Genomic DNA, 21,170 nt, shown 5'->3' on the forward strand with positions numbered 1-21,170 from the left:
GCAAAGGTAGCTTTCTGATAAGTTTTTATAATAATCCTATGAAGGATAGATTATTCATTTACAACGTATACTCCACCTTCAAGGATTAGAGATACTTCTTGCAACCCACCAGGGTAAGAATCATAAGTTACAACATACTTTTGACCTTCCTCTGCATCTGGGTGCATACCTTGAAGAACGAAATCGATAGCTTCAATGATCAACTCAGTAGTCCAGTAACCACCGTTTGTATTGAAGTTACCATAGCTAGCCAAGTTAGCTCTAGCATCAGCATTTCCAAGTGATTCATTTGCAGCAATTGCAGAGTAATCCCCAGCAGCTAAAGTATACTTAATAGTGTTGTCAGGAACCCAAGTAGAACCATCGTTACCGAAGTTCAATGAGAAATACTGAGTATCTTCAATAGAAACCCACTCAGTACCGTCATGCTGATAAACTACAAGGAAGTTTTCATATTGACGCTCATCATCGCTATTTACATAAGTATATTCGAATACTGCAGTTCTATAATCACCTTCTTCACCATATGCATATGCAGATGTATTAAGTAATTTTTCAATTCTAGCTCTCGCAGTTGATCTACTTTCAAAGTTGGTATAGCTCTGTCCCATTGCATAGTAATCTTCGTTAGAAGGCACATAAGCAATGTACCACTGACCTGCATAGTATGCCAATACAGAAGTTCTAGAAGAAACACCACCCTCATAGTAGTCATAGTTAATCGTAACTATATCTCCTTCAGAAGGATCATCATTTACGTATCTAGCAGCTTTGAAGATATCACCTCTTGAATTCAAGTTAGGATAGCTCTCTCCTATTGCATCATAATCATCATCAGTCAATGTATATTCTACATCATCATCAACTCTGATTGGATCGTAGATTGCGTAACCTATTGTAGCGATACTTCCAGCTCCTAAGTGAGAGTAGATATCAGAAAGCAACTCAGGAATTAATTCCTTTGCTTCATCTTCGTCATCAAAGTTTGCGAATGACTTTCCTAGATCGTCATAATCATCTTCAGTAAGCGTGTACTGAACATCAGCAGAAACACCCGTTTCGTCTGCGTCGATCTCGTCATAAAGATCTCCTAATGGCTCACAACCAAACAAGGTAGTAGCAGCAAGAGATACAATTGTTAAATATTTAGTGAATTTCATTTCTTGTTCAGTTTAGAATTTAACCTTAATACCTGAAGTCCAAGTTCTTCCTACACCGTAGTATACAGCAAGAGAAGTTGCAGGATCACCGTCCTGAGCATCAGAGATGTACTCTACATCAAACAAGTTTTGTACGTTACCGTAAACTGTTGCGTCAAGATCTCCGATTTTGAAGCTATAGTTAGCTTTCACATCAACAAGGTTATAAGAAGGTACTTCATATGCATCTACACCTTGAACACTTTCAGTAGTTCTAGAAAGTGGATCGTAGTTAGCATAAAGGTTTGCATAATAGTTATAAACAAATCCTACAGCAAAGTCTTCAACGATATCATAGTCCATAGAAAGTGAAGCAGTTGTTTGAGCAGCATCACCTACTTTAAGACCTGAAATATACAATGTAGGAATTGTAGTAAGTGGGTTTTGAGCTTCATCGAAGACAGTTACACCATCCACGTTGTTTTGCCATGTCCAATCACCAAGTGATAACATACCTGCAAATCTAAGAGCCTGAGTTGGCTGGTAGGATGCATCAAATTCAATACCCTGGTGAATAGCGTTTACACCTAAGATGTTAGCGTAAAGTAGGTCACCATTTTGGTTAGAATATGATCTAGTGAACGTTCTATCTTTCCATGCAGTTCTATACAAGTTTACATTAGCGCTGAATTTAGAGCTTCTGTATCCGTAACCTAACTCATATGAAAGAATCTTTTGGTTCTCAGCATCTTCATTGATATTGTTTCCAAAGTTTTGGAATACTGCATCAAAGTCAGGAGCTTTCTCGAAGTAACCAATGTTCGCGAACACATTGTGATTTCTAGTTAAGTTGTAGTTTGCACCACCTTTAACTTGATATCCTAAGAAGTTTTGGAAATCTGTTTCTTGCTCGCCAGGAACATACTGGAAATAATCAATTCTTTGATAAGAAGTGTTTGATCCAGACAATGAAACGAATGCAGAAAGTGGTCCATCAGAGTACTCACCTTGCATGAAAGCACCTTCCCAAAGAACGATACCGTCGTTGTAGTAATCTCTCTTATCTCCAACACCGATTGCTCTGTTAGGATTATTGATATCATTGTTATCAAGTACGTACTCCGCACCTAATAGATCTGTCACTTCTGAGAAGTGGATACCTTTGTAATATCTTAAGTCAAGACCACCTAAGAAGTTAAATTTCTTAGAGAATTCTGTAGTGAATGTACTCAACATTCCGTACCACTGGTGATCGTTTCTTGATGCTCTCAAGTAACCTAATGCTCTTCCATCTGATGATGTTTGGTTCAATTCTACAATTGCATCCAAATCATATGGGCTGTAAGCACCCGCAGTTCTGTAGTCTCTGAATGAAGGCTCGAAACCATCTACATCTTCTTCAGTAGCGTATCCGCCACCTCCACCAGTACCGATACCCATGTAAACCGCTGTAGAAAGCTCAGATTTATCATTGATTGTCCAGTAGTGGTTCAAAGAAATTTGTGGTTTGTGGTAGAAGTTATCTTCTACATTTACAACCTCTCCATTCAAATAACCCCAGTCAGAGTTGTATTTCAATCCTTGTGGAGCATTTCTGAATGTAGCAATTGACTGCATGTTTTGTCTTTGTCCGTGTCTCTGAGGAGCACCGAAACCAGTCAATGAAAGTGTATGAGCATCTCCAAGCATTTTAGAAACGTTGAAGAAGTAGTTATAACCAAGGAATTGAGTACCATCTACCCAACCATCTCCTTCGATTTTAGCACCTTGAACAGAAACAGCCCATCCTTTTTCAGTTAAACCTGTAGAAAGAGAAACTGCTGTTTTCTTGTAACCATTGTTACCAATACCTGAGTATACAGATCCACCTTTTTCAGTGTCTGTAGTTTGAGTAATGATGTTAATTGTACCACCAATAGAAGGAACAGCTACTTTAGAAGCACCTAGACCTCTTTGTACCTGCATTGTAGTAGTAACATCAGTCAAACCTGCCCAGTTAGACCAGTAAACTCGACCATTCTCCATGTCGTTAACAGGAACACCGTTGATCAAAACCGCAACGTTTACAGAGTTAAAACCTCTAACGTTGATTCTTGAATCACCGTATCCACCACCTTGCTTGGTAGCGTATACACCTGGAGTTGTTTTCAAAAGCTCAGGAAATTCCTGGTTTGATGCATTCTCTTCGATGTAAGTTCTCTTGATAGTGGAAACCGCAACAGGAGTTTCACGATCTACAGCAACAGATGCGATTACTTCCAATGGAGTCAATTCGTTAGCTCCTGGAGATAATGTAATCTCGCCTAAAGATTGTGTTTCGCTTAAGTTGATGGTTTTGTCCACTGACTGGAACCCAACAAATGAAATAGTAATTGTTGTTGTTCCTTTAGCACTAACATCAAGACTAAATTCTCCGTTGTAGTCTGTGATAGTACCATTTGTTGTTCCTTTTTCAACAACACTAGCACCTGGTAATCCTTCGCCTGTCTCTGAGTCGATTACAGTACCTGTAACCTTGCTCTGAGCGAAAGTCACTACTGATGCTAAAAGCATCGCAGCGATCAGTGCGTAATTGCGTAAAGTTTTCCTCATTGCGTTTACTGTTTGTTTTAATTAACTCCCGCAAAAGTATGATTATTGATTGCTAAGAAGTTTTCAGAATAGTTAAGTTTTGATACGAATTTATAAACTTAACTTAACATTCGTTGGATGAAACAGTAGAGTCAAACGAGATTTTTGAAATATTCAGAAAGTTATCGGTCTCAGTGAAATATGAACAAAATCAATAGAGGAAAAATGATTCAAAATCAAAATTTTATACTTAACAATTACGTAACATTGATGTTGTTTTGTTCACATTAAATTAGCATAAGCTTCGATTGCAGCACGAACACTTCCATGTTTTTCCAACAATTCTGTAGCTGTATCTTCCTCTATACTAAGCTCATGCATCAACATCCGCACACCTCTCTGCTCTAATTTCTTATTAGTCAACTGCATATCGACCATCTTGTTCCCTTTAATCCTACCAAGACGAATCATAACACCGGTAGTTATCATATTCAGAATCATCTTCTGTGCGGTACCAGATTTCATTCTCGTACTACCAGTAATAAACTCTGGACCAACAACCACTTCCACTGGAAAGTCTACAGCCTCACCCAAAGGAGAACCACTACTACATGCAACACCGCCGGTTAATAAGCCTCGCTTTTTAGCTTCTTCTACCCCACCTATCACATAAGGTGTAGTCCCGGAAGCAGCAATACCCACCACACTATCATTTTCATCAGGTTCAAATGGTAAAATATCTTTCCAGGCTTGTTTTTCATCATCTTCAGCAAATTCTACAGCTTTTCGGATCGCACCATCACCTCCAGCAATGATTCCAATGACCAAATCATGCGGTACGCCAAAAGTCGGGGGACACTCCGATGCATCTACAATTCCTAAACGACCACTTGTACCAGAACCGATGTAAAACAGCCTACCACCTCTTTTCATTCGCTCAGCTATTTGATCAATTAAAGCTGCAACATTAGGCAATACGACTTCTACAGCTTTAGCTACAGTTTGGTCTTCCTGATTAATATTGGTGACCACATCTAGTGTGGACATTTCTTCTATTTGATCGTATCGAGAGGTCTTCTCGGTATCTGGAAGTCTAGACATGATTTTGATGATAAAGAGTTAAGCCTGCAATTGGACTTTGTATGATTCTTTTTATTCTAATTGATTTTGCTTTAGCTACTGCATTCAAAATATTTCCGAAGTTGAATGCAATAGAACCTGAGAAACTTATTTCTTCAGGCAAATTGTTTCCAAAATAGCCTTCAAAATAATTATGAAACGCATTCTCCACTAATTGATAAAGGGCTGGCTGACTTTGATTTTGGCCGATAAATTCAGCGAACTGCCCTAAATAAGACTTAGCAACTCCATTCTGATATACCTCAGTAAGTACTTGCGCCTCGGTAAACTCAGGGAAATTTTCGCTTATCTGCTTTGTTAAATAAACATCAAATTGACCTCTTAAATAAGCTGAAACAAACCTTCTACCAATATCAATCCCACTGCCCTCGTCTCCCAATATATAACCTAAAGAAGCTTTACGATCATCCAAAGTAGCTCCATTATAGTGAATAGCAGCACTGCCTGTTCCCAATATTCCAACCCAACCTGGAGAATGATTAAGAAGCGATCTTGCTACGGCTAAAGTATCCGGATATACATTCACCAATTTGGAGGTAATTATATTCGAAATTTGATTAACTAAACGTTCTTTATTCTGCTCATTACCTCCAGCAACATAAAAATGAACTTCATCGAATTCCAATTCCTGAATTTGTTGTGGAATAGACTGTTTGAGTACTTCCAACGCATCTGTAGAGGCATTGAAACCTGCACTTACAAACTGCCTGATCACACCATTGTTGATGATTCTCCAATCAGTCTTTGTCCCGCCTGCATCAGCTATTGCTACCATCATACTAAAATCCCGATTTGAGTCATTCTCTCAAAAACTTTTTCTGTATGTGGCGCATCCACTAATTCGTCAGTGAGATCCTGACCTGCCCAATGCTCATAGTGCTTGCCATTTCGCCATAGACGGGATTGAGTCACATCAAAGATCTTTCCCTGATAAGCCACCCAAATTTCGTCCCGATCCTGACCGTTACGAAGTGCTAGTTGTGACCTGGTATATTCTGTCATTACCTGAATGTAACCAGTGTTATTCCACTACCACCCATTTCAATATGCTCGTCAACTGCTCTCTCCACACTGCTATGCCCTTTGAGGTGAGTTCTGATCACATCCCGAAGTATACCATGTCCTTTTCCATGTATAATCCGAACCTGATCCGTCCCGAGTAACAAAGCAGAATCAATGTATTCATCTACCTTCGATAAAGCTTCATCTGCTCGCATACCACGAACATCAACTTCACCATTGAACTGGGTCATTTTCTCCACCATGTTCATCCCACCAATGCGACGTGACCTTTTCTCTTGTTGCTGATGAGAAACATTCGCTTTGGCCAATTTCTTCACATCTATAAACGAAATAATGTTTCCAAACCGCACCTGAGCTTGCTTCCCCTTCACATTCATCACCTCTCCAGAGGTATCCTGACCATCGATAGTGACGCTATCGCCAACTTTGAACTCTAGATCTTTCTTCTTAGTGGCAGCCTTTTCAATGGCCTTATCTTGAGCCTGCTTGTATTTATCCAAGTCCTCCCTAAGAGCCTTGGTCTTGGCTTTATCAGCCTTCGTTTCTTGAATAGTTCTAATCGTATTTTCAATGCGCTTATTGGCATCCTCTACGATTCGTTTAGCCTCGTGCTTAGCCTCCTTAATCAGACGCTTTTGTTCATCCTGAAGCATCTCTTTCAGACTTTCATAGTCTGTCTTAATAGAAGCAACTTCCTTCTCTTCCCTTTCGAGTTTTTTGGTCAGCTTTTCATATTTACCACGTTCCTTTTCTAGAGCGTTCAATAGATGCTCATAATCCACCTGACTGGTTCCGACCATACCTTTTGCATCTTCAATAATATGCTTTGGCAATCCTATCTTTTTAGCAATCTCAAATGCAAAGGAACTTCCTGGCTTACCTACTTCCAGTTCAAAAAGTGGCTCTAAAGCCCCTACATCGTATTTCATTGCACCATTCACTACACCAGGTTTGTTTTCAGCAAACTTTTTCAGATTTTGATAGTGTGTGGTTACTACCCCAAATGACTTGCGCTCATTCAACTGCCCCAAGATAGACTCAGCAATGGCTCCACCAAATTGAGGTTCTGTACCAGTACCAAATTCATCTATCAGAAACATCGTATTTCGATCGGACATCTCCTGGAAATACTTCATGGCCGTCAAGTGAGAACTATATGTACTCAAATCATTCTCCAAAGACTGAGTATCTCCAATGTCTAGAAAAATACTTCGGAACACTCCAAAAGTAGACGCTTCACTAACTGGCACTAGAAAACCACATTGAAACATGTATTGGAGTAAACCAACGGATTTCAACGCAACCGATTTACCTCCAGCATTGGGTCCAGAAATAACCAAAATACGATTTGACTGTCTGTTGAGCTCCAAAGAAAGCGGAATAGTTGGCTTACCGGAACCTTTATGTGATAACCACAACAGCGGATGCTTGGCTTGATACCACTTAACTTCCGGATTTTTAGTGACCTCAGGCTTCACACCTTCTATCTCCAAAGCAAAAACAGCTTTTGCATGGATGAAATCCATTAACCCAATGAAGAAAGATCCTTTCTCCAAATCCTCCATCGACTCACGAACCAAATCTGTAAGTCTAGTTAGAATTCGAGCAATTTCACGCTTCTCTTGATACTGAAGTTCTCTTACTTCATTATTCAATTGAAGTGCTTCGGTTGGCTCTAAATAGACCGTTTGACCGGTAGCTGATTCATCATGAACAAAGCCTTGAATTCTACGTTTGTGTTCAGCTTTTAGTGGAATTACTAATCGACCATCGCGAACGGTTACAGAACTATCTTCATCAGTCAACTTATCCTGAATAGCTTTGCGAAGTACCTTGTTAATAGCAGTTCTTACAGCTTTTTCTTTCTGAATGAGTAAAGATCTGATTGCTGCTAATTCTGGACTCGCTGTATCGCGCACAATACCACGCTCATCCACTATTTGCTCAATTTCCTTAATTAGATCCTGATCCGCAATAAATCCATATGTCAAGGAACATAACTGAGGATAATCGTCCTGATGCTTCTTGACATACTGCGTCCACTGATACAATAAGGTTAAAAGCGATTTTAACTGACTAAAATCTTCACCTTGCAGGAATGTACCTTTTACTTTAATTTTCTTCAAAAAGACTCTAAGATCCTGAAAGTCTCTTGATGGCAAATTATCTCCTGATGAAAGAATTCGAACCATCTCATTGGTTTGATCTAGCCATTTGGAGATATCATCCACTCTGGATGATGGCTTTACTTTTTCCAGAAATTCAACTCCATGATCAGATTTACATTTGGCTCTCACCAAATCTATCACCTGATCCATTCCCAACTTTTCCTGGATATCTTTAGGGTATTCTAACATTAATAAGCGTTATTCAATTTCTGACGAGCGAGCAAACTATCTACTACCTGATTGTAGATATCTTTCATCTCATCAATTTCGTCTATGTAATAAGCGGTTGATTCGGCATACTGTTCCTTGGTTATGCCCAAATCGTCAAACAGCATTCCCTCATAATGGTTATAGATTAACTGGCTGCTATCTCTAGGTAAATAGAGTTTCTTAATTTTAGCTTCCAAAATATGCACATCAATCAGAACCCGAACCATTTGATCACGTGTAAGTACATTTGGCGGTCTCTGAGCTTGCTTTTTGGAGCAATTAACGAATATTAACAGAGCCAATACTATAAAAAAAGAATTTCTCACAAGTTTAAGTCTATGTGTTCGTATAATTTTGTACAAATGTATCGGATCGTAAGAAGCCAAAAATACTTTGCATGAAGGAAATCCTTAAAAAGCTGAGAAAATATGAAATACGCGTGCGTAAAGCCATCAACTCTCAGATGCAAGGTGATTTTCACAGCATCTTCAAAGGCTCCGGTCTTGAGTTTGATGACGTCAGAGCCTACCAATACGGCGATGATGTAAGAACCATCGACTGGAATGTAACGGCAAAAGGGCACGGAACGTTTGTTAAAACCTTTATTGAAGAAAAAGAACAAACGGTAATGTTCCTATTGGATGTTTCTGCATCTCAAGAAATTGGGTCTGCAAAACGTCAAAAAATAGATACAGGAAAAGAAATTGCAGCACTATTGGCACTATCAGCAGTGAAAGAAAGTAGTGCCGTGGGTTTACTATGTTTTTCTGACCAAAAGGAGAAATATATTAAACCAGGAAAGGGAATGAAGCATTCCTATGAATTGCTTTCAAGCATTTTCAAATTAAAGCCCGCTTCCAAAAAAACGAATCTAGATCAGGCGATTAAAACCACTCTCGGCATATTGAAGCGAAGAGCGGTCATCTTTTTAATCTCCGACTTTATAGATGAAAATTACATGCACAGCCTAAAAGGCATGGCGAGAAAACATGATCTCGTGGTGGTTCAATTGTTTGACAAACGAGAATCACAAATGCCAAACCTGGGTATAGTGCCATTGTATGAAAAAGAAAGTGGCCGTACGTTATGGGTCAATTCTTCTTCTAGTCATTTCAGAAATGTGTTAAATAAAACATATGGAAAGAATACTTCAGATTTGGAGACTTTCTGCAGAAGAAATGATGTAAACTACCTATCTATTGAAACTGGGGATGATTATGTCCCTAAATTGGTTCGATTGTTTAGACACAGGAACAAGTCAAATGCGCAACGTCCAAGATAAACTCTTACTCTACATATTAGCTATTACATTATCTCTGAGTGGCTTCTCACAGCAAATCACTGTACGTGGTGGTTTTATTCAGGATAGTGTCAGAATCGGGGAAAAAATTGATTACTGGTTAACAGCACAATATCCAGAATCAATAGACCTGCTTCTTCCGGACACCTTGTATTCATTCACTCCATGGGAGTTTTACGGCAAGAAATATTTCCCAAGTCAGTTAAATAATGGGATAGTCTATGATTCTGCAGTTTATTCTTTAGAAAGCTATGAAATAGACGCAGTTCAATATTTGAGTCTTCCGGCTTTCATCGTGGAAGGTGAAGAAGATACAGTGGTAATTGATGGAAATCTTGACTCCATCTTCTTCAGCACCATGTTACCTGTAGCTGCGGACACTCTAAGCCTCAAAACAAATCTGGATTATCAGGATGTAGATACCATGGTCAATTATCCATTGATATGGATTGTCTTAGGTGTGCTCTTAATTCTGATTATTATCGGATTCTTAGTCTTCGGAAAACGCATCAGAAAAGAATTCAAACTTAGAAGGCTCAAAAAAGAATACCTTAAATTCTCTGAATTGCTTTCTCATAACATTAAGTCACTCAAATCAAGTCCAAATCAAAAGATTGCTGAAGCTTCCATTACCCAATGGAAAGCATTCCTTGAAACAATGGAGCAACGTCCGTTTACCAAATTGACAACTAAGGAGATTATGGCTCTAGAGTATACCAATGAGCTGAACGGCACTTTGAAAAATATTGACCGATGTGTGTATGGTGGCAAACTTGACGATAACCTATATAAGGATTTCCAAGCCATTGAGGACTTTACTCAACATCGTTACTCAGTCATTACCGATCAAATAAAAAACAGCTAAGGATGGAGTTTTTAGACAATTGGTTTTCGCTAAGCTGGTTTTCATGGACGAAACTAAAATCATTTGATTGGGAGCAACCTATGTGGTTTTACGCACTGGCTGTCATTCCTCTTATTTTGATTTTGAGATGGGTTATTCTGGTCAAATTTAGAGATCGACTACCTATAGCTCTTACTAAAAATGACATTAAGAATGATCCAATTAGCATATTGAGGTTCATACCTCCCATTCTTTTCTATTTGGTATTGGCTTTAGTTATTGTAGCCTTAGCAAGACCTCAGTCCACCAATGAGCAAGTAGAGCAATGGAGTGAAGGAATCGACATTATGCTGACCATAGATATCTCTGAGTCGATGCAAATCGAGGATTTTAAACCTAACCGACTAGAAGCGGCAAAAGATGTAGCTAGAAACTTCGTGGCGGGTCGTTTTCAGGATAGAATTGGATTGGTAGTATTTTCAGGAGATGCCTTCTCTCGCTCTCCATTAACCACGGATTACGAGCTTCTTAATAGCTACATCGATGATATTTCCTTCGACTTGATTGAAAACAGAGGAACAGCTATTGGTAGTGCTTTAGCCGTATCCACTAATCGTCTGAGAGAGTCTGACAGTAAATCTAAAGTAATGATTCTCTTAAGTGATGGAGATAATACTGCAGGAAATATTGACCCAATTACCGCTGCTCAGTTAGCGCAAGCATACGATATCAAGATTTACACCATTGCTATTGGGAAAGAAGGAAAAGTGCCTTTTGGAACAGACTTTTTCGGTAGACCTAGATATGTCGAAAACACCCTGGATGAAACCAACTTAAGAGAAATAGCCAAAATTGGAAATGGAAATTTCTACCGCGTTTCTGATAAAGAAGCGTTGGTGCAGGTATTTGACGAAATTGATGCGTTGGAAAAAGCAGAGATCAAAGAGACTCGATACAAAGACACCACAGACTACTATGCCATTTATTTAAGATGGGCATTAGTATTTCTTGCTTTGTGGATGCTTACCAAGTCTACTTTCATTACGAATGCAATGACAGATTAAACCTTTCCATTTTGTATGGGTTAATTCTGAAAGCCATCAATTATGAATTACCGTAAACTTCCAAAAACAGACCTCAACATTTCTGAGATTAGTTTTGGATGCATGTCTCTGGATCTTAATTCCGTAAATAATGAATCCATTCTTCGGACAGCACACGAGAGAGGAATCAACTATTTCGACACAGCAGACCTGTATAATAAAGGTGCTAATGAATTACTTGTTGGTGATAGTCTGAAACCCATACGTACTGACGTAATTCTAGCAACAAAAGTTGGCAATGAATGGCTTCCAGATGGTTCTTCCTGGAGGTGGAATACTAGCAAAGATTACATTCTCAATGCTGCTGACAAAAGCTTAAAACGCCTTCAAACAGATTACATCGACATCTATCAGCTCCATGGAGGCACTATTGATGATAACAGAGATGAAATCATTGAAGCTTTTGAATTACTAAAAGAACAAGGCAAGATTCGCTATTATGGTATATCATCCATCCGACCGAATGTAATCAATGCCTATGCAACAGAAACAGACATCGTCAGTGACATGCTGCAATACAGTCTTTTGGATAGAAGACCAGAAGAAAACGTACTGGAATTAGCAAAAGAGCATCAAATTGGGCTCATGGTAAGAGGCGCACTCGCCAAAGGATTACTGGCTGGAAAACCAGCAACAGGCTTCCTTAACCATTCTACAGATGATGTGAGGAAAATCAACTCTACCCTTGAGAAACTTAGCTCAGCTCAAAGAAACAAAGGTCAAAGTGCTATCCAGTATGTTTTACACCATCAAGCAGTAACAACCGCAGTAATTGGCTTTAGGACATTGGAGCAACTCGATAACCTGGTCAATGATAACCTCAATCCAAGTTTATCAACACAGGAATACCAAGAACTTCAAAACTGTCTACAACCAGCTATCTACGAGCAGCATAGAATTTAATACGCAACTACTGCATAATCATCCATTACTCGTGTGATACTAGCCACTAACTGCTGTTCATGAGACCATGGCTCAGGCTGTCCAGAATATCCTTTCCAAATCATTCTATTGGTTTTAGCGTCTACTAAGAATATGGTATATGAGTCTGCTGGTAAGTTCACTTTCTGTTTGTAATAGTTCTTATGTTTTGGGTTTTGCTGTTCCTGGCCGCCAGCTTCATATTTCAACCAATGACTTAAATTGCTTTGTTCAAATCCCACCATTCTCGTTTCCTGGTAAAAGAATTTGCATGAAACCAATAAGTCAGGGCTGACTTCATCGTACCTATACCCCATACTTACCAGCCGCTTGAACAATGTGTTTTTGACTATCTGCTCTTCATAATCTCCATTCCCAGAATAGCTATTGGACATGAAAGCAAATGATCTATATTCCTTGAATTTACCGTGAACATCATAGTCTGAGTCCATGACATACTGACTTGAAGAACAGCCCACCAACAACATCGCCGTTGTAGTGAATAAAAGCGAAAAAGTAAATTTCTTAATTTTCATAGATATGTCTTTAATATTAACATATCCATAAGTTAAATATCATTTCATTATATATTTAACAACTTAATAGCTTTTTCAATGAAAATGACAACATTTTACAATTCCCTTATTCCGCGTTGATTTCATCGATTTTTCTCAATGTAATACCTCACTTCCTTCTGTAATTCAAATAAAGGAACGGACCCGTTAGAGAGAATAATTTGATGAAAGTCTTGAATATCGAATTTATCTCCCAATTCCAGAGATGCTGTTTCTCTTAACTTTTTAATGGTTAGCTCTCCCACTTTATAACTTACAGCCTGCCCTGGCCATCCAATGTACCGATCTATTTCAGTGGTTACTTCATGCAGAGAGAGCGCTGTATTATTTGCCAGATAGTCTAACGCTTGCTGCCTGCTCCACCCTTTATAATGGATACCTACATCAACGACTAAACGGCACGCTCTCCACATCTCATAAGTGTACCTTCCAAATAACTCATAAGGAGTCTCATACATCCCCATTTCTTCACCAAGATATTCAGCATACAATCCCCAACCTTCTCCATAGGCACTGATGTAATAGTTCTTTCGGAACTCTGGAATATCGGCTGCCAGTTCCGCAGCTACCATCATACCCAAATGATGACCAGGAACTGCCTCGTGAAGGGTTAATGCAGGTAGTGTATAAAAAGGCCTGCTTGGCAAGTCGTAAGTATTGACCCAGTAGATTCCTGCTCTATCATCACTTCGACTTCCAGGGACATAACGACCTCCTGTATATGTAGGCGCTATTGAAGCAGGAACAGGCTCCACGGTAAATGGCAATTGATAAAGCTGCTTAAACAGCTTTGGAAGTTGACCTTCAGCCTTTTTACTTAACCAGGCGGCTCTACTCAACAATTCCTGAGGTGTCTTTGCATAGAATTGAGCATCTATTCGCAAAAAACCTATAAACTCTTTAAAACTCCCTTCAAACTCCAAGTCAGAGATAATAGCATCCATTGACTGTCTGATTCTTGCAACTTCTTGCAGACCCAATTGATACACAAAATCAGGTGACATAGACTGTGTGGTATAGAAAGCTATCCTGTCTTCATAGTAAGCTTTTCCATTGTGAATTTTGGAGATTCCGACTTCTAGAGGAGCTGCAACTAAGTATTGATCCCTCAAAAACACCTCTAGCTCTTCATATTTTGGACGTACGTGTTGCTCAATCAACTGTCTACCTGCTTCCTTTAGCTCTTCAGAATTTTCCGAATTCAATTTCAGGTACGGGGCGAAAAACGGATTTAATTGATAATCATTCACTAGATAAGGCTTTATCAGCTTTAATGCGTTCCCAACAATGACTTTAGGACGCATAATCCCCTTTTTCATTCCTTTAATAAGAAGTGTTTTGTTGTAATCCAAAAAGTCCAAATAAGACAGCACCCACTTTTGGTAGTTAGAAAAATCCTCTGGAGAATTGAATTTCCAACTGGCAATGGCAAAAGAGGTTGCGTTGTAAAATCCTCCTTCTGCATTGAATGGCATTAAATAAGACTTATACTTTACCTCGCTTATCTCGTCAGTCAATTTTAGCAGTAAAGTGGAATGAGTAATCTGATCCTGACGACCAAGTTGTTCTTTTGGAATTTGATTGAGCTTATCAAATTGCTTTTGAAGCTCCTTTGATCTTGCAAGAAGCATATCTTCGGTCAAAAAGTGATAACCCGCCTTGTAGTCCTCAAAAGAATAGTACTTTCGATTAATTTCTTCAACTTGATAGATGACTTGTTGCAACGCTAAATTTTCCTGAGCCGATAAACTATTGGCTATCAACAATAAAGAAATTAGTATAACCTTTTTCATGAAATCCATTAATTAGTCTTTCTAAATCTAAGCATCTTTGACCGATCAAGAGGCAATCAACTATGAGCAAAGAATACATCGACGACCAGATTTTTAAAAACATTGACTATCGATTAAACGAGTTAGAGAATGGTGAATACACAGATTGCCAATTCGTTCAGTGCTCTTTTGAACATGTCAACTTATCCAGCCAAGTATTTGCTGATTGCGTATTCATTGAATGTGATTTGAGCAATGCGAAGTTATCTGACACATCATTCAGAAATGTCAAATTCAAAGACTGCAAAATGCTCGGGCTTCACTTTAATGACTGTCGTGAATTTTTATTACAGATGTCCTTTAAGAGTTGTAGCCTTAGCTATTCTACCTTTCATGGATTGAATATCTCGCAAACTGTTTTTGATCATTGTGAATGCAAAGAGGTTGATTTTGAAAACTGCAACCTGATGAAATCCGTTTTTGAAGAGACCGATTTACAAGGAGCCATATTTAATAATTCCAACCTTACGCTCGCAAATTTCTCCACCGCCAACAACTTCAGCATCAATCCGGAAAATAATATTTTAAAAAAGGCGTATTTCTCAAGATATAATATAATTGGATTAATAAATCACTTAAACATTAATCTGAAATAAGCGTTTCAATATTACCACACATGTAACATTCCATCCGCAGATCACTTTAGGTCTACCATTCATATCATGAATTGACCTCAAATCATCGATTGCCGTTCATTTAAGCAGATCAAAACTAAACTCAAACAATAATGAAAAAGGCAATTCTAACAATGGCTGTAGTGGCATTGGTATGCTCAACCGCCATGTCAAAAACGGATCCTTCCGACAAAGCGTCTAGTAACAAAATCAGTCTTACAAAGACAGACAACAGCAAATTTTCGCTGGATATGGTCACTAATGAAAAGGGCGTGGTGAGACTCAAAATCATCGACGAAAAAGGAAAATTATTAGTGGCTGAGAAGGTTTCTTTTAACAAATCCTTTAGCCTCCCAATAGACATGTCTAACATGAGTGAAGGCAATTACACGGTAAAAGCAGAATCAAGTATTTCTTCGTTGGAACAAAGTGTGTTTGTAAGCACGCTTCATGAAGAAGATGTAGCAGCCTTTTTAAGAAATGAAGGTAATAGAAATTTTCGCTTAAAGGTATATCACGAAAATATCCCAGTTTCAATCAAAATTATAGACGCCGCAGGCCATGTCTATTATGATAAAACCATTACGAGTGAAATCAATTTTATTCAGAATTTTGACCTATCTCAGATTAGCGAATCTGTAGATTTAGAAATGATCATTTCTGGTAAAAAATCAACTATTTATAAATCAATCTAATCGGACTAAATAAAGAAAATCCTCTTCATATCAAGGTGCTTTTGGGCTGTGCTCATCTGCACCTTTATTTTTTAATTGATCATGTAATTGTCAACCAGGAAATAGATCATTTGAAATCCAAAGAGAATTAAAATCACTCCAACAGATCTGTTTAGGATCAATATCTTCTTAGGAGTCACTGAAGATCGCAAGCGATGAGCTATAAACGCTTTGATGATATCTGTAGTAAATATGGTGGTAAGCATTCCTGCAAAAAACGATAGCTGAGCATTAAAAGTGAACTCATACTTGGTAGCCATTACACCAATGATGCTAATCCATCCGATTAAAATCAATGGATTAAACCCATTCAATACAAACCCTTTAACAAGATATTTGAGATACGAGAGGTCTTTTTTATTTTCTATTTCGTTTTTGTAAAGCTTTGGTTTTTTGAACCAGGAGTAAACTCCATATAAGATCAGAACAATAGTCCCGATAACTCCTAGCCATAAACGAATCCGAGGGTTATCAAGCAAAGAAGCCACTCCCATAATGGATAATACCACGTATATAATATCGCTCAAACTAATACCTATAGCTAACAATATAGCTTTCTTGAATCCTTTCTGCACGCTTGTTTGGATCAAGGCAAAGAACCCTGGCCCAATAGAAAAGATGAATACTAATCCTGATATTAATCCGGTTAAATATGGATGCATTAATGAACGTTTTCGTTTAGCCCAGACAGGAAACTCTTCCAATCTACAGCTTTTTCGTTTTTAAGCACTCTAGGGAATTTATTTTGTCCCCCTTCCTTACCTTGAAGCTTTAACCATTCATAGAAAATAGAAGTTGGCATCACATGTACTGAAAAATTCTTCAATGCATGTCCACGTTCCACTTTATAGTCGTCGTTGAGGTCTTTTAGTCGCTCATCAAGTTTTTGAGCCAACAAAGCCTCATCTACTTGATCATCAGTACCAATGTACCATCGATGCCCAAATAAACTATCACTGGGCTCCCCAATTACGGTAAACTCCCTAACATCAAAATTGAGCTCTTCGCTTACCAGCTCAATCGCCTTGTTCATATTATCAAGAGAAAGGTGTTCACCGCACAAGCTTAAGAAATGCTTGGTACGACCTATGATATAAATCTCCGCTTCTTTTACAGAGGCAAATTTAACAACATCTCCGATAAGATACCTCCAGGTGCCAGCGTTTGTAGTCAATAACAAAGCATACTCCTTATTCTCCTCAACCTGACCTATGTGTAGGGTTTCAGCTCCCTCTTTTAACTCTCCGTCTTCTGTAAAGTTTTGATCATTGAACGGAACAAACTCGTAAAAAATTCCATTATTCATCACCAAACGCATGGATTTGCGATCTGGAAAAGCCTGAAAGGCAATAAATCCTTCACTTGCCAGGTAGGTCTCTAAATAGAGCAACGGAGATTTCAGCAGCTTTTCAAACCCTTTTTTATAAGGTTCAAAGGATACTCCTCCATGGACAAATATTTTTAGGTTGGGCCAAATATCATGGATGGTCTCCACCTCATAGTATTTGATGATTTTTTCCATTAAGATTTGCAACCAAGCCGGCACGCCAACAATAATGCCGATATCCCAGTTCTTAGCATTCTTAGTGATATCATCAAGCTTAGCGCCCCACTCTGATGTTTTTGCGATACGCTTACCAGGCTTATAAAAATGCTGAAACCAGAACGGTATTTGTGCGGCCGTAATTCCACTCAAATCCCCCTCAAAATAAGTCCCACTTTTTCTCAAATTGGTACTTCCTCCAAGCATTAAGATGCCTTTGGTAAACAGGTCAGTAGGCAGGTCATATCTCGATAATGAAAGTATTTGACGAATACTCGTTTTGCGAATAGATTTGACCATATCACGAGTAATCGGAATATATTTAGAGGCAGCACCTGAAGTTCCGCTACTCAAAGCGAAGTACTTTATTTTACCAGGATAGCAAACATTTTTCTTTCCATCTTTAGCCAGATGCCACCATTGATCATATATGGCATTGTAGTCAAAAGTTGGCACTGAACTTCTATATGCATCATAGAATTCATCCGAATCATCACTTTTGAAAGACTTTAAAACTCCGTCGAAATCGTAATGTTCTCCAAATTGAGTTTGCTTTGAATGAATTAGGAGTTTTCTCAGTTCTTGCTTTTGTAATTCGCTCGGAGAAGAAAATTGTTGCTCCAAACTTTCTCTCAAAGTGATGCCTTTTTTGAGCAGTGTACCTAAAATTGCCATAGCTAGTTGCTTTTCAAGAGCGTAATTTTACCTTAATTTGGTAACTCGTCTATTATCTATACGCTAAAGTTAACCAAGTAGTCGTCAATCTATATCCGCAATGAGTAAAATAGCCGATAACATTTCAAAAATTAACATTGAGATAGAACCTTATGAAGCTCGCTTAATCGCAGTTAGTAAAACCAAACCTGGTGATGCTATCCAAGAAGCTTATGATCATGGCCACAGGGATTTTGGTGAGAACAAAGTTCAGGAAATGACCGAAAAACATGAGCAGCTGCCATCTGACATTAGATGGCATATGATTGGTCATTTACAGCGAAATAAGGTAAAATATATTGCTCCATATGTCTACCTCATTCATTCTATAGATAGCGAAAGACTGTTAAAAGCAGTGGACAAGGAAGCTGTCAAGAGTGATCGAATTATCAACTGTTTGTTGCAAGTTCATATTGCTGAAGAAGAGTCCAAATTTGGATTTGATGAAAAGGAGCTGAAGCAACTTTTAGATAACAATATCTTAAAAGAAACGCCCAATGTGAGAGTGGTAGGCCTGATGGGAATGGCCACCAACACCGAAAATGAAGCCCAGATCATTCGTGAATTCACAGGATTGAAAATGCTTTTTGACGAACTGCAGGAAGCCTACCAACTTGACAACTTCAATTTAAAATACCTATCCATGGGAATGAGTGGTGACTACCAGATTGCTCTGGATTGTGGCAGTAACATGGTACGAATAGGTAGCACAATATTCGGAGAAAGAAACTATGTCTAAAAACATTCTAATTACAGGAGCCATTTTGGGTGGATTGGTTGTGGCAATAGGTGCGTTTGGCGCTCATGCGCTCAACCCTATTTTAACAGAAAATGGAAGAGTAGCTACATTTGAAACTGCCGTACAGTATCACATGTTCCACACACTGGCACTCCTGCTTGTCGGAATCCTGTCAAAAGAAAAAACCCACCAACTTTTACAGTGGGTGGGTTATCTATTCTTTTTTGGAATCCTGATCTTCTCAGGATCACTTTATGTGCTTTCCATTACCAACATTACCATTCTTGGGGCGATTACTCCATTAGGAGGTGTTGCATTTATTGGTGGATGGATTTTGTTAATTATCTACTTGTATAAGTCATAAGACTTATTCACCATCTTCAGGTTCAGTTGTTGCAGGAACTACATTTCCTTTAATTGAAATTCGTTCAGTTGCATTCACAGCATTTGAGCTGATAGTGATGATTTTGTTTTGTACACCCATTTTACCTCTACTATTGAATCTAATAGTCATCTCGGTAGTCTCACCTGGAGCTAATGGTTCTCTATTCCAATCCGGAGCTGTACATCCACATGATGTTCTAACATTAGAAATTACCAATGCTTCGTTTCCAGTATTTTCATATTTGAATACGTGGGTCACCACCTCTCCTTGCTTGATTTCTCCGAAGTTGTAAGAAGATTCCACGAATGCAATTTTAGGTCCGTTTAAGTCTGTTTGCTCATCAGCACTTTGTGCAACCACACCAAACCCTACGAATAAAATGAATAAACTTGCTAATACTCTCATAGTTTCTATTCTTAAAAATTTCCAGTAAAGGTAACGAAGACTATGTGAATTTGTTGATAAATATGATGGAAACAGTAAGTAAAGAGTTATACGAGCACAAAGTACGTGTGAGGGTATGTGGCATTTTAGTTGAGGGTTCGAAAATGCTATTGCTTAAACATGAAGGTGTAGGATCTGCAGGATTTATTTGGTCACCCCCAGGTGGAGGACTTGAGTTTGACCAAAATGCGCATTCCACTCTGGTTAAAGAATTCAAAGAAGAAACCGATCTGACCATAGAAGTTGGCGACTTCTTGTTTGTCAATGAATATAAGGATGACCGTTTTCATGCAATAGAATTGTTTTTTTTAGTGAAAAAAATTGAAGGTGACGAAAAACTTGGTTTTGATCCGGAAGTTCCAAAAAACGAGCAAATACTCACAGAAATGCGATGGATTGACTTTGAGGAGCTAAAAAAGATGCCAAAAGCCAACTTACACAACATTTTTAGTGAATTAGATCATCCCAGCATGATTGTGGAATCGTCAGGCTTTTATAAATTTGGAAGTATTTCAAAAAAATAGGGTTTTACTAACAACCTAATTATCCTTATTATTGCAAAAAACCTAACAGTAAATGAGCAAGACAAAAATCTTCAGTATAGTTTTCGGACTTTTAGCATTGTTCTTAGCATGGTACTTATACAACTCAATCAATTCTAGTATTGTTGAGTCTGAGCGTATCGCTAAAATGGAAGCACGAATTATCGAGCAGTTGAAAATGATCAGAGAAGCCGAAATCGCCTACCTAAGTGTTAATGGACAATACACAAGTGATTGGGATAAGCTTATAAATTTTGTTGATACTGGAAGTTTCTACATTACTGAAAGCAAAGAATTCATTAAAACTTTGGCTTATGGTGCTGATAGTATTTGGACGGTAACTGACACATTAGGTACTGTTCCTGTAATTGATTCACTATTTACTAAAGACAAATGGCCAAGATTTAACTTAAAACAGTTACCTTATGTACCTGGAGTTGAGCCTGCTACTAAGTTCAACATCTGGGCAGATAAAATTGACAAGAGTGGTGTTAAAGTAAACGCTATTGAAGTATTTAACCCTTCTCCTGTAAATCCTGCTAGAGATGAAGAAAGTGAGTATCAAACAAGAAAACCACTTAGATTCGGTTCTAGAACAAGTGTAACAACATCAGGTAACTGGGAATAAT

At 38.4% G+C, this 21,170-nt stretch carries 22 protein-coding genes; 10 read left to right on the forward strand and 12 right to left on the reverse strand.

Annotated features, from left to right (window positions below):
* Nucleotides 1-50: 50 nt before the first annotated feature.
* The 7 genes from NXS00_RS04015 to NXS00_RS04045 all read right to left on the reverse strand — a co-directional run bounded on the left by NXS00_RS04015 (nt 51) and on the right by NXS00_RS04045 (nt 8,577).
* Entirely contained in the window at nt 51-1,160 is a 1,110-nt protein-coding gene (locus NXS00_RS04015; RefSeq protein ID WP_258097824.1) for a hypothetical protein, read from the reverse strand.
* Between the two features lie 12 nt (nt 1,161-1,172).
* Nucleotides 1,173-3,731: a TonB-dependent receptor gene (locus tag NXS00_RS04020; protein ID WP_258097825.1), complete on the reverse strand. Its 2,559-nt coding sequence runs from the start codon at nt 3,729-3,731 to the stop codon at nt 1,173-1,175.
* 261 nt (nt 3,732-3,992) lie between these two features.
* Nucleotides 3,993-4,811, reverse strand: a complete 819-nt coding sequence (gene murQ / locus NXS00_RS04025; RefSeq protein WP_258097826.1) for an N-acetylmuramic acid 6-phosphate etherase — start codon at nt 4,809-4,811, stop codon at nt 3,993-3,995.
* Nucleotides 4,804-5,628, reverse strand: coding sequence for a hypothetical protein (locus tag NXS00_RS04030; protein WP_258097827.1), 825 nt, complete (start codon nt 5,626-5,628; stop codon nt 4,804-4,806). Before NXS00_RS04030 ends, murQ begins: the two co-directional genes overlap by 8 nt.
* Entirely contained in the window at nt 5,625-5,852 is a 228-nt protein-coding gene (locus NXS00_RS04035; protein WP_258097828.1) for a cytochrome b5 domain-containing protein, read from the reverse strand. Before NXS00_RS04035 ends, NXS00_RS04030 begins: the two co-directional genes overlap by 4 nt.
* Nucleotides 5,852-8,230, reverse strand: a complete 2,379-nt coding sequence (locus NXS00_RS04040) for an endonuclease MutS2 (RefSeq protein ID WP_258097829.1) — start codon at nt 8,228-8,230, stop codon at nt 5,852-5,854. The genes NXS00_RS04035 and NXS00_RS04040 overlap by 1 nt, the downstream gene beginning before the upstream one ends.
* Complete coding sequence (locus NXS00_RS04045; protein ID WP_258097830.1) at nt 8,230-8,577, reverse strand: DUF4296 domain-containing protein; 348 nt, start codon at nt 8,575-8,577, stop codon at nt 8,230-8,232. Before NXS00_RS04045 ends, NXS00_RS04040 begins: the two co-directional genes overlap by 1 nt.
* A gap of 71 nt (nt 8,578-8,648) precedes the next feature.
* Between NXS00_RS04045 and NXS00_RS04050 the strand changes: the two genes are divergently transcribed.
* Genes NXS00_RS04050 through NXS00_RS04065 form a run of 4 tightly spaced genes read left to right on the forward strand, consistent with a single transcriptional unit; the run spans nt 8,649 to nt 12,401 of the window.
* Nucleotides 8,649-9,533 carry a DUF58 domain-containing protein gene (locus tag NXS00_RS04050; RefSeq protein ID WP_258097831.1) on the forward strand — a complete coding sequence of 295 codons (885 nt, stop codon included), beginning with the start codon at nt 8,649-8,651 and terminating at the stop codon, nt 9,531-9,533.
* Nucleotides 9,514-10,416 (forward strand): hypothetical protein, encoded by a 903-nt coding sequence (locus tag NXS00_RS04055; protein ID WP_258097832.1) that lies wholly within the window; start codon nt 9,514-9,516, stop codon nt 10,414-10,416. The genes NXS00_RS04050 and NXS00_RS04055 overlap by 20 nt, the downstream gene beginning before the upstream one ends.
* Before the next feature lie 2 nt (nt 10,417-10,418).
* Nucleotides 10,419-11,459: a vWA domain-containing protein gene (locus tag NXS00_RS04060; protein ID WP_258097833.1), complete on the forward strand. Its 1,041-nt coding sequence runs from the start codon at nt 10,419-10,421 to the stop codon at nt 11,457-11,459.
* 42 nt (nt 11,460-11,501) lie between these two features.
* Nucleotides 11,502-12,401 carry an aldo/keto reductase gene (locus NXS00_RS04065; RefSeq protein ID WP_258097834.1) on the forward strand — a complete coding sequence of 300 codons (900 nt, stop codon included), beginning with the start codon at nt 11,502-11,504 and terminating at the stop codon, nt 12,399-12,401.
* Here NXS00_RS04065 and NXS00_RS04070 read toward each other — a convergent pair.
* On the reverse strand, nt 12,398-12,955 hold the full coding sequence (locus tag NXS00_RS04070) for a DUF4136 domain-containing protein (protein WP_258097835.1): 558 nt from the start codon (nt 12,953-12,955) through the stop codon (nt 12,398-12,400). The two genes, NXS00_RS04065 and NXS00_RS04070, sit on opposite strands and share 4 nt — an antisense overlap.
* Before the next feature lie 122 nt (nt 12,956-13,077).
* Nucleotides 13,078-14,787 (reverse strand): DUF885 domain-containing protein, encoded by a 1,710-nt coding sequence (locus NXS00_RS04075; RefSeq protein ID WP_258097836.1) that lies wholly within the window; start codon nt 14,785-14,787, stop codon nt 13,078-13,080.
* Nucleotides 14,788-14,849: 62 nt separating this feature from the next.
* Between NXS00_RS04075 and NXS00_RS04080 the strand changes: the two genes are divergently transcribed.
* Entirely contained in the window at nt 14,850-15,422 is a 573-nt protein-coding gene (locus NXS00_RS04080) for a pentapeptide repeat-containing protein (RefSeq protein ID WP_258097837.1), read from the forward strand.
* 131 nt (nt 15,423-15,553) lie between these two features.
* On the forward strand, nt 15,554-16,135 hold the full coding sequence (locus tag NXS00_RS04085) for a T9SS type A sorting domain-containing protein (RefSeq protein ID WP_258097838.1): 582 nt from the start codon (nt 15,554-15,556) through the stop codon (nt 16,133-16,135).
* A gap of 71 nt (nt 16,136-16,206) precedes the next feature.
* On the opposite strand, the gene NXS00_RS04090 is transcribed toward NXS00_RS04085, so the two are convergent.
* Both NXS00_RS04090 and NXS00_RS04095 read right to left on the reverse strand, forming a co-directional pair.
* Nucleotides 16,207-16,836 (reverse strand): LysE family translocator, encoded by a 630-nt coding sequence (locus NXS00_RS04090; RefSeq protein WP_258097839.1) that lies wholly within the window; start codon nt 16,834-16,836, stop codon nt 16,207-16,209.
* On the reverse strand, nt 16,836-18,392 hold the full coding sequence (locus NXS00_RS04095; RefSeq protein ID WP_258097840.1) for a GH3 family acyl-acid amido synthetase: 1,557 nt from the start codon (nt 18,390-18,392) through the stop codon (nt 16,836-16,838). The genes NXS00_RS04090 and NXS00_RS04095 overlap by 1 nt, the downstream gene beginning before the upstream one ends.
* A gap of 100 nt (nt 18,393-18,492) precedes the next feature.
* Between NXS00_RS04095 and NXS00_RS04100 the strand changes: the two genes are divergently transcribed.
* Both NXS00_RS04100 and NXS00_RS04105 read left to right on the forward strand, forming a co-directional pair.
* Nucleotides 18,493-19,170, forward strand: a complete 678-nt coding sequence (locus tag NXS00_RS04100; RefSeq protein ID WP_258097841.1) for a YggS family pyridoxal phosphate-dependent enzyme — start codon at nt 18,493-18,495, stop codon at nt 19,168-19,170.
* Nucleotides 19,163-19,534 carry a DUF423 domain-containing protein gene (locus tag NXS00_RS04105; RefSeq protein ID WP_258097842.1) on the forward strand — a complete coding sequence of 124 codons (372 nt, stop codon included), beginning with the start codon at nt 19,163-19,165 and terminating at the stop codon, nt 19,532-19,534. Before NXS00_RS04100 ends, NXS00_RS04105 begins: the two co-directional genes overlap by 8 nt.
* 3 nt (nt 19,535-19,537) lie before the next feature.
* Here NXS00_RS04105 and NXS00_RS04110 read toward each other — a convergent pair whose 3' ends face one another.
* Nucleotides 19,538-19,960, reverse strand: coding sequence for a DUF1573 domain-containing protein (locus NXS00_RS04110; protein WP_258097843.1), 423 nt, complete (start codon nt 19,958-19,960; stop codon nt 19,538-19,540).
* 62 nt (nt 19,961-20,022) lie between these two features.
* On the opposite strand from NXS00_RS04110, the gene NXS00_RS04115 reads away from it, so the two are divergent.
* Both NXS00_RS04115 and NXS00_RS04120 read left to right on the forward strand, forming a co-directional pair.
* Complete coding sequence (locus tag NXS00_RS04115; RefSeq protein ID WP_258097844.1) at nt 20,023-20,523, forward strand: NUDIX domain-containing protein; 501 nt, start codon at nt 20,023-20,025, stop codon at nt 20,521-20,523.
* Nucleotides 20,524-20,575: 52 nt separating this feature from the next.
* Nucleotides 20,576-21,169: a hypothetical protein gene (locus NXS00_RS04120; RefSeq protein WP_258097845.1), complete on the forward strand. Its 594-nt coding sequence runs from the start codon at nt 20,576-20,578 to the stop codon at nt 21,167-21,169.
* Nucleotide 21,170: the final 1 nt, after the last annotated feature.

Source organism: Marinoscillum pacificum, assembly GCF_024714495.1.
In the GTDB taxonomy this organism is placed as follows: domain Bacteria; phylum Bacteroidota; class Bacteroidia; order Cytophagales; family Cyclobacteriaceae; genus Marinoscillum; species Marinoscillum pacificum.

Bases quoted from the DNA above. Each gene is read 5' to 3' on its own strand.
- NXS00_RS04015 (WP_258097824.1), bottom strand. From the start codon at position 1,160: ATGAAATTCACTAAATATTTAACAATTGTATCTCTTGCTGCTACTACC.
- NXS00_RS04020 (WP_258097825.1), bottom strand. From the start codon at position 3,731: ATGAGGAAAACTTTACGCAATTACGCACTGATCGCTGCGATGCTTTTA.
- murQ (WP_258097826.1), bottom strand. From the start codon at position 4,811: ATGTCTAGACTTCCAGATACCGAGAAGACCTCTCGATACGATCAAATA.
- NXS00_RS04030 (WP_258097827.1), bottom strand. From the start codon at position 5,628: ATGATGGTAGCAATAGCTGATGCAGGCGGGACAAAGACTGATTGGAGA.
- NXS00_RS04035 (WP_258097828.1), bottom strand. From the start codon at position 5,852: ATGACAGAATATACCAGGTCACAACTAGCACTTCGTAACGGTCAGGAT.
- NXS00_RS04040 (WP_258097829.1), bottom strand. From the start codon at position 8,230: ATGTTAGAATACCCTAAAGATATCCAGGAAAAGTTGGGAATGGATCAG.
- NXS00_RS04050 (WP_258097831.1), top strand. From the start codon at position 8,649: ATGAAGGAAATCCTTAAAAAGCTGAGAAAATATGAAATACGCGTGCGT.
- NXS00_RS04055 (WP_258097832.1), top strand. From the start codon at position 9,514: ATGCGCAACGTCCAAGATAAACTCTTACTCTACATATTAGCTATTACA.
- NXS00_RS04060 (WP_258097833.1), top strand. From the start codon at position 10,419: ATGGAGTTTTTAGACAATTGGTTTTCGCTAAGCTGGTTTTCATGGACG.
- NXS00_RS04065 (WP_258097834.1), top strand. From the start codon at position 11,502: ATGAATTACCGTAAACTTCCAAAAACAGACCTCAACATTTCTGAGATT.
- NXS00_RS04070 (WP_258097835.1), bottom strand. From the start codon at position 12,955: ATGAAAATTAAGAAATTTACTTTTTCGCTTTTATTCACTACAACGGCG.
- NXS00_RS04075 (WP_258097836.1), bottom strand. From the start codon at position 14,787: ATGAAAAAGGTTATACTAATTTCTTTATTGTTGATAGCCAATAGTTTA.
- NXS00_RS04080 (WP_258097837.1), top strand. From the start codon at position 14,850: ATGAGCAAAGAATACATCGACGACCAGATTTTTAAAAACATTGACTAT.
- NXS00_RS04085 (WP_258097838.1), top strand. From the start codon at position 15,554: ATGAAAAAGGCAATTCTAACAATGGCTGTAGTGGCATTGGTATGCTCA.
- NXS00_RS04090 (WP_258097839.1), bottom strand. From the start codon at position 16,836: ATGCATCCATATTTAACCGGATTAATATCAGGATTAGTATTCATCTTT.
- NXS00_RS04095 (WP_258097840.1), bottom strand. From the start codon at position 18,392: ATGGCAATTTTAGGTACACTGCTCAAAAAAGGCATCACTTTGAGAGAA.
- NXS00_RS04100 (WP_258097841.1), top strand. From the start codon at position 18,493: ATGAGTAAAATAGCCGATAACATTTCAAAAATTAACATTGAGATAGAA.
- NXS00_RS04105 (WP_258097842.1), top strand. From the start codon at position 19,163: ATGTCTAAAAACATTCTAATTACAGGAGCCATTTTGGGTGGATTGGTT.
- NXS00_RS04110 (WP_258097843.1), bottom strand. From the start codon at position 19,960: ATGAGAGTATTAGCAAGTTTATTCATTTTATTCGTAGGGTTTGGTGTG.
- NXS00_RS04115 (WP_258097844.1), top strand. From the start codon at position 20,023: ATGATGGAAACAGTAAGTAAAGAGTTATACGAGCACAAAGTACGTGTG.
- NXS00_RS04120 (WP_258097845.1), top strand. From the start codon at position 20,576: ATGAGCAAGACAAAAATCTTCAGTATAGTTTTCGGACTTTTAGCATTG.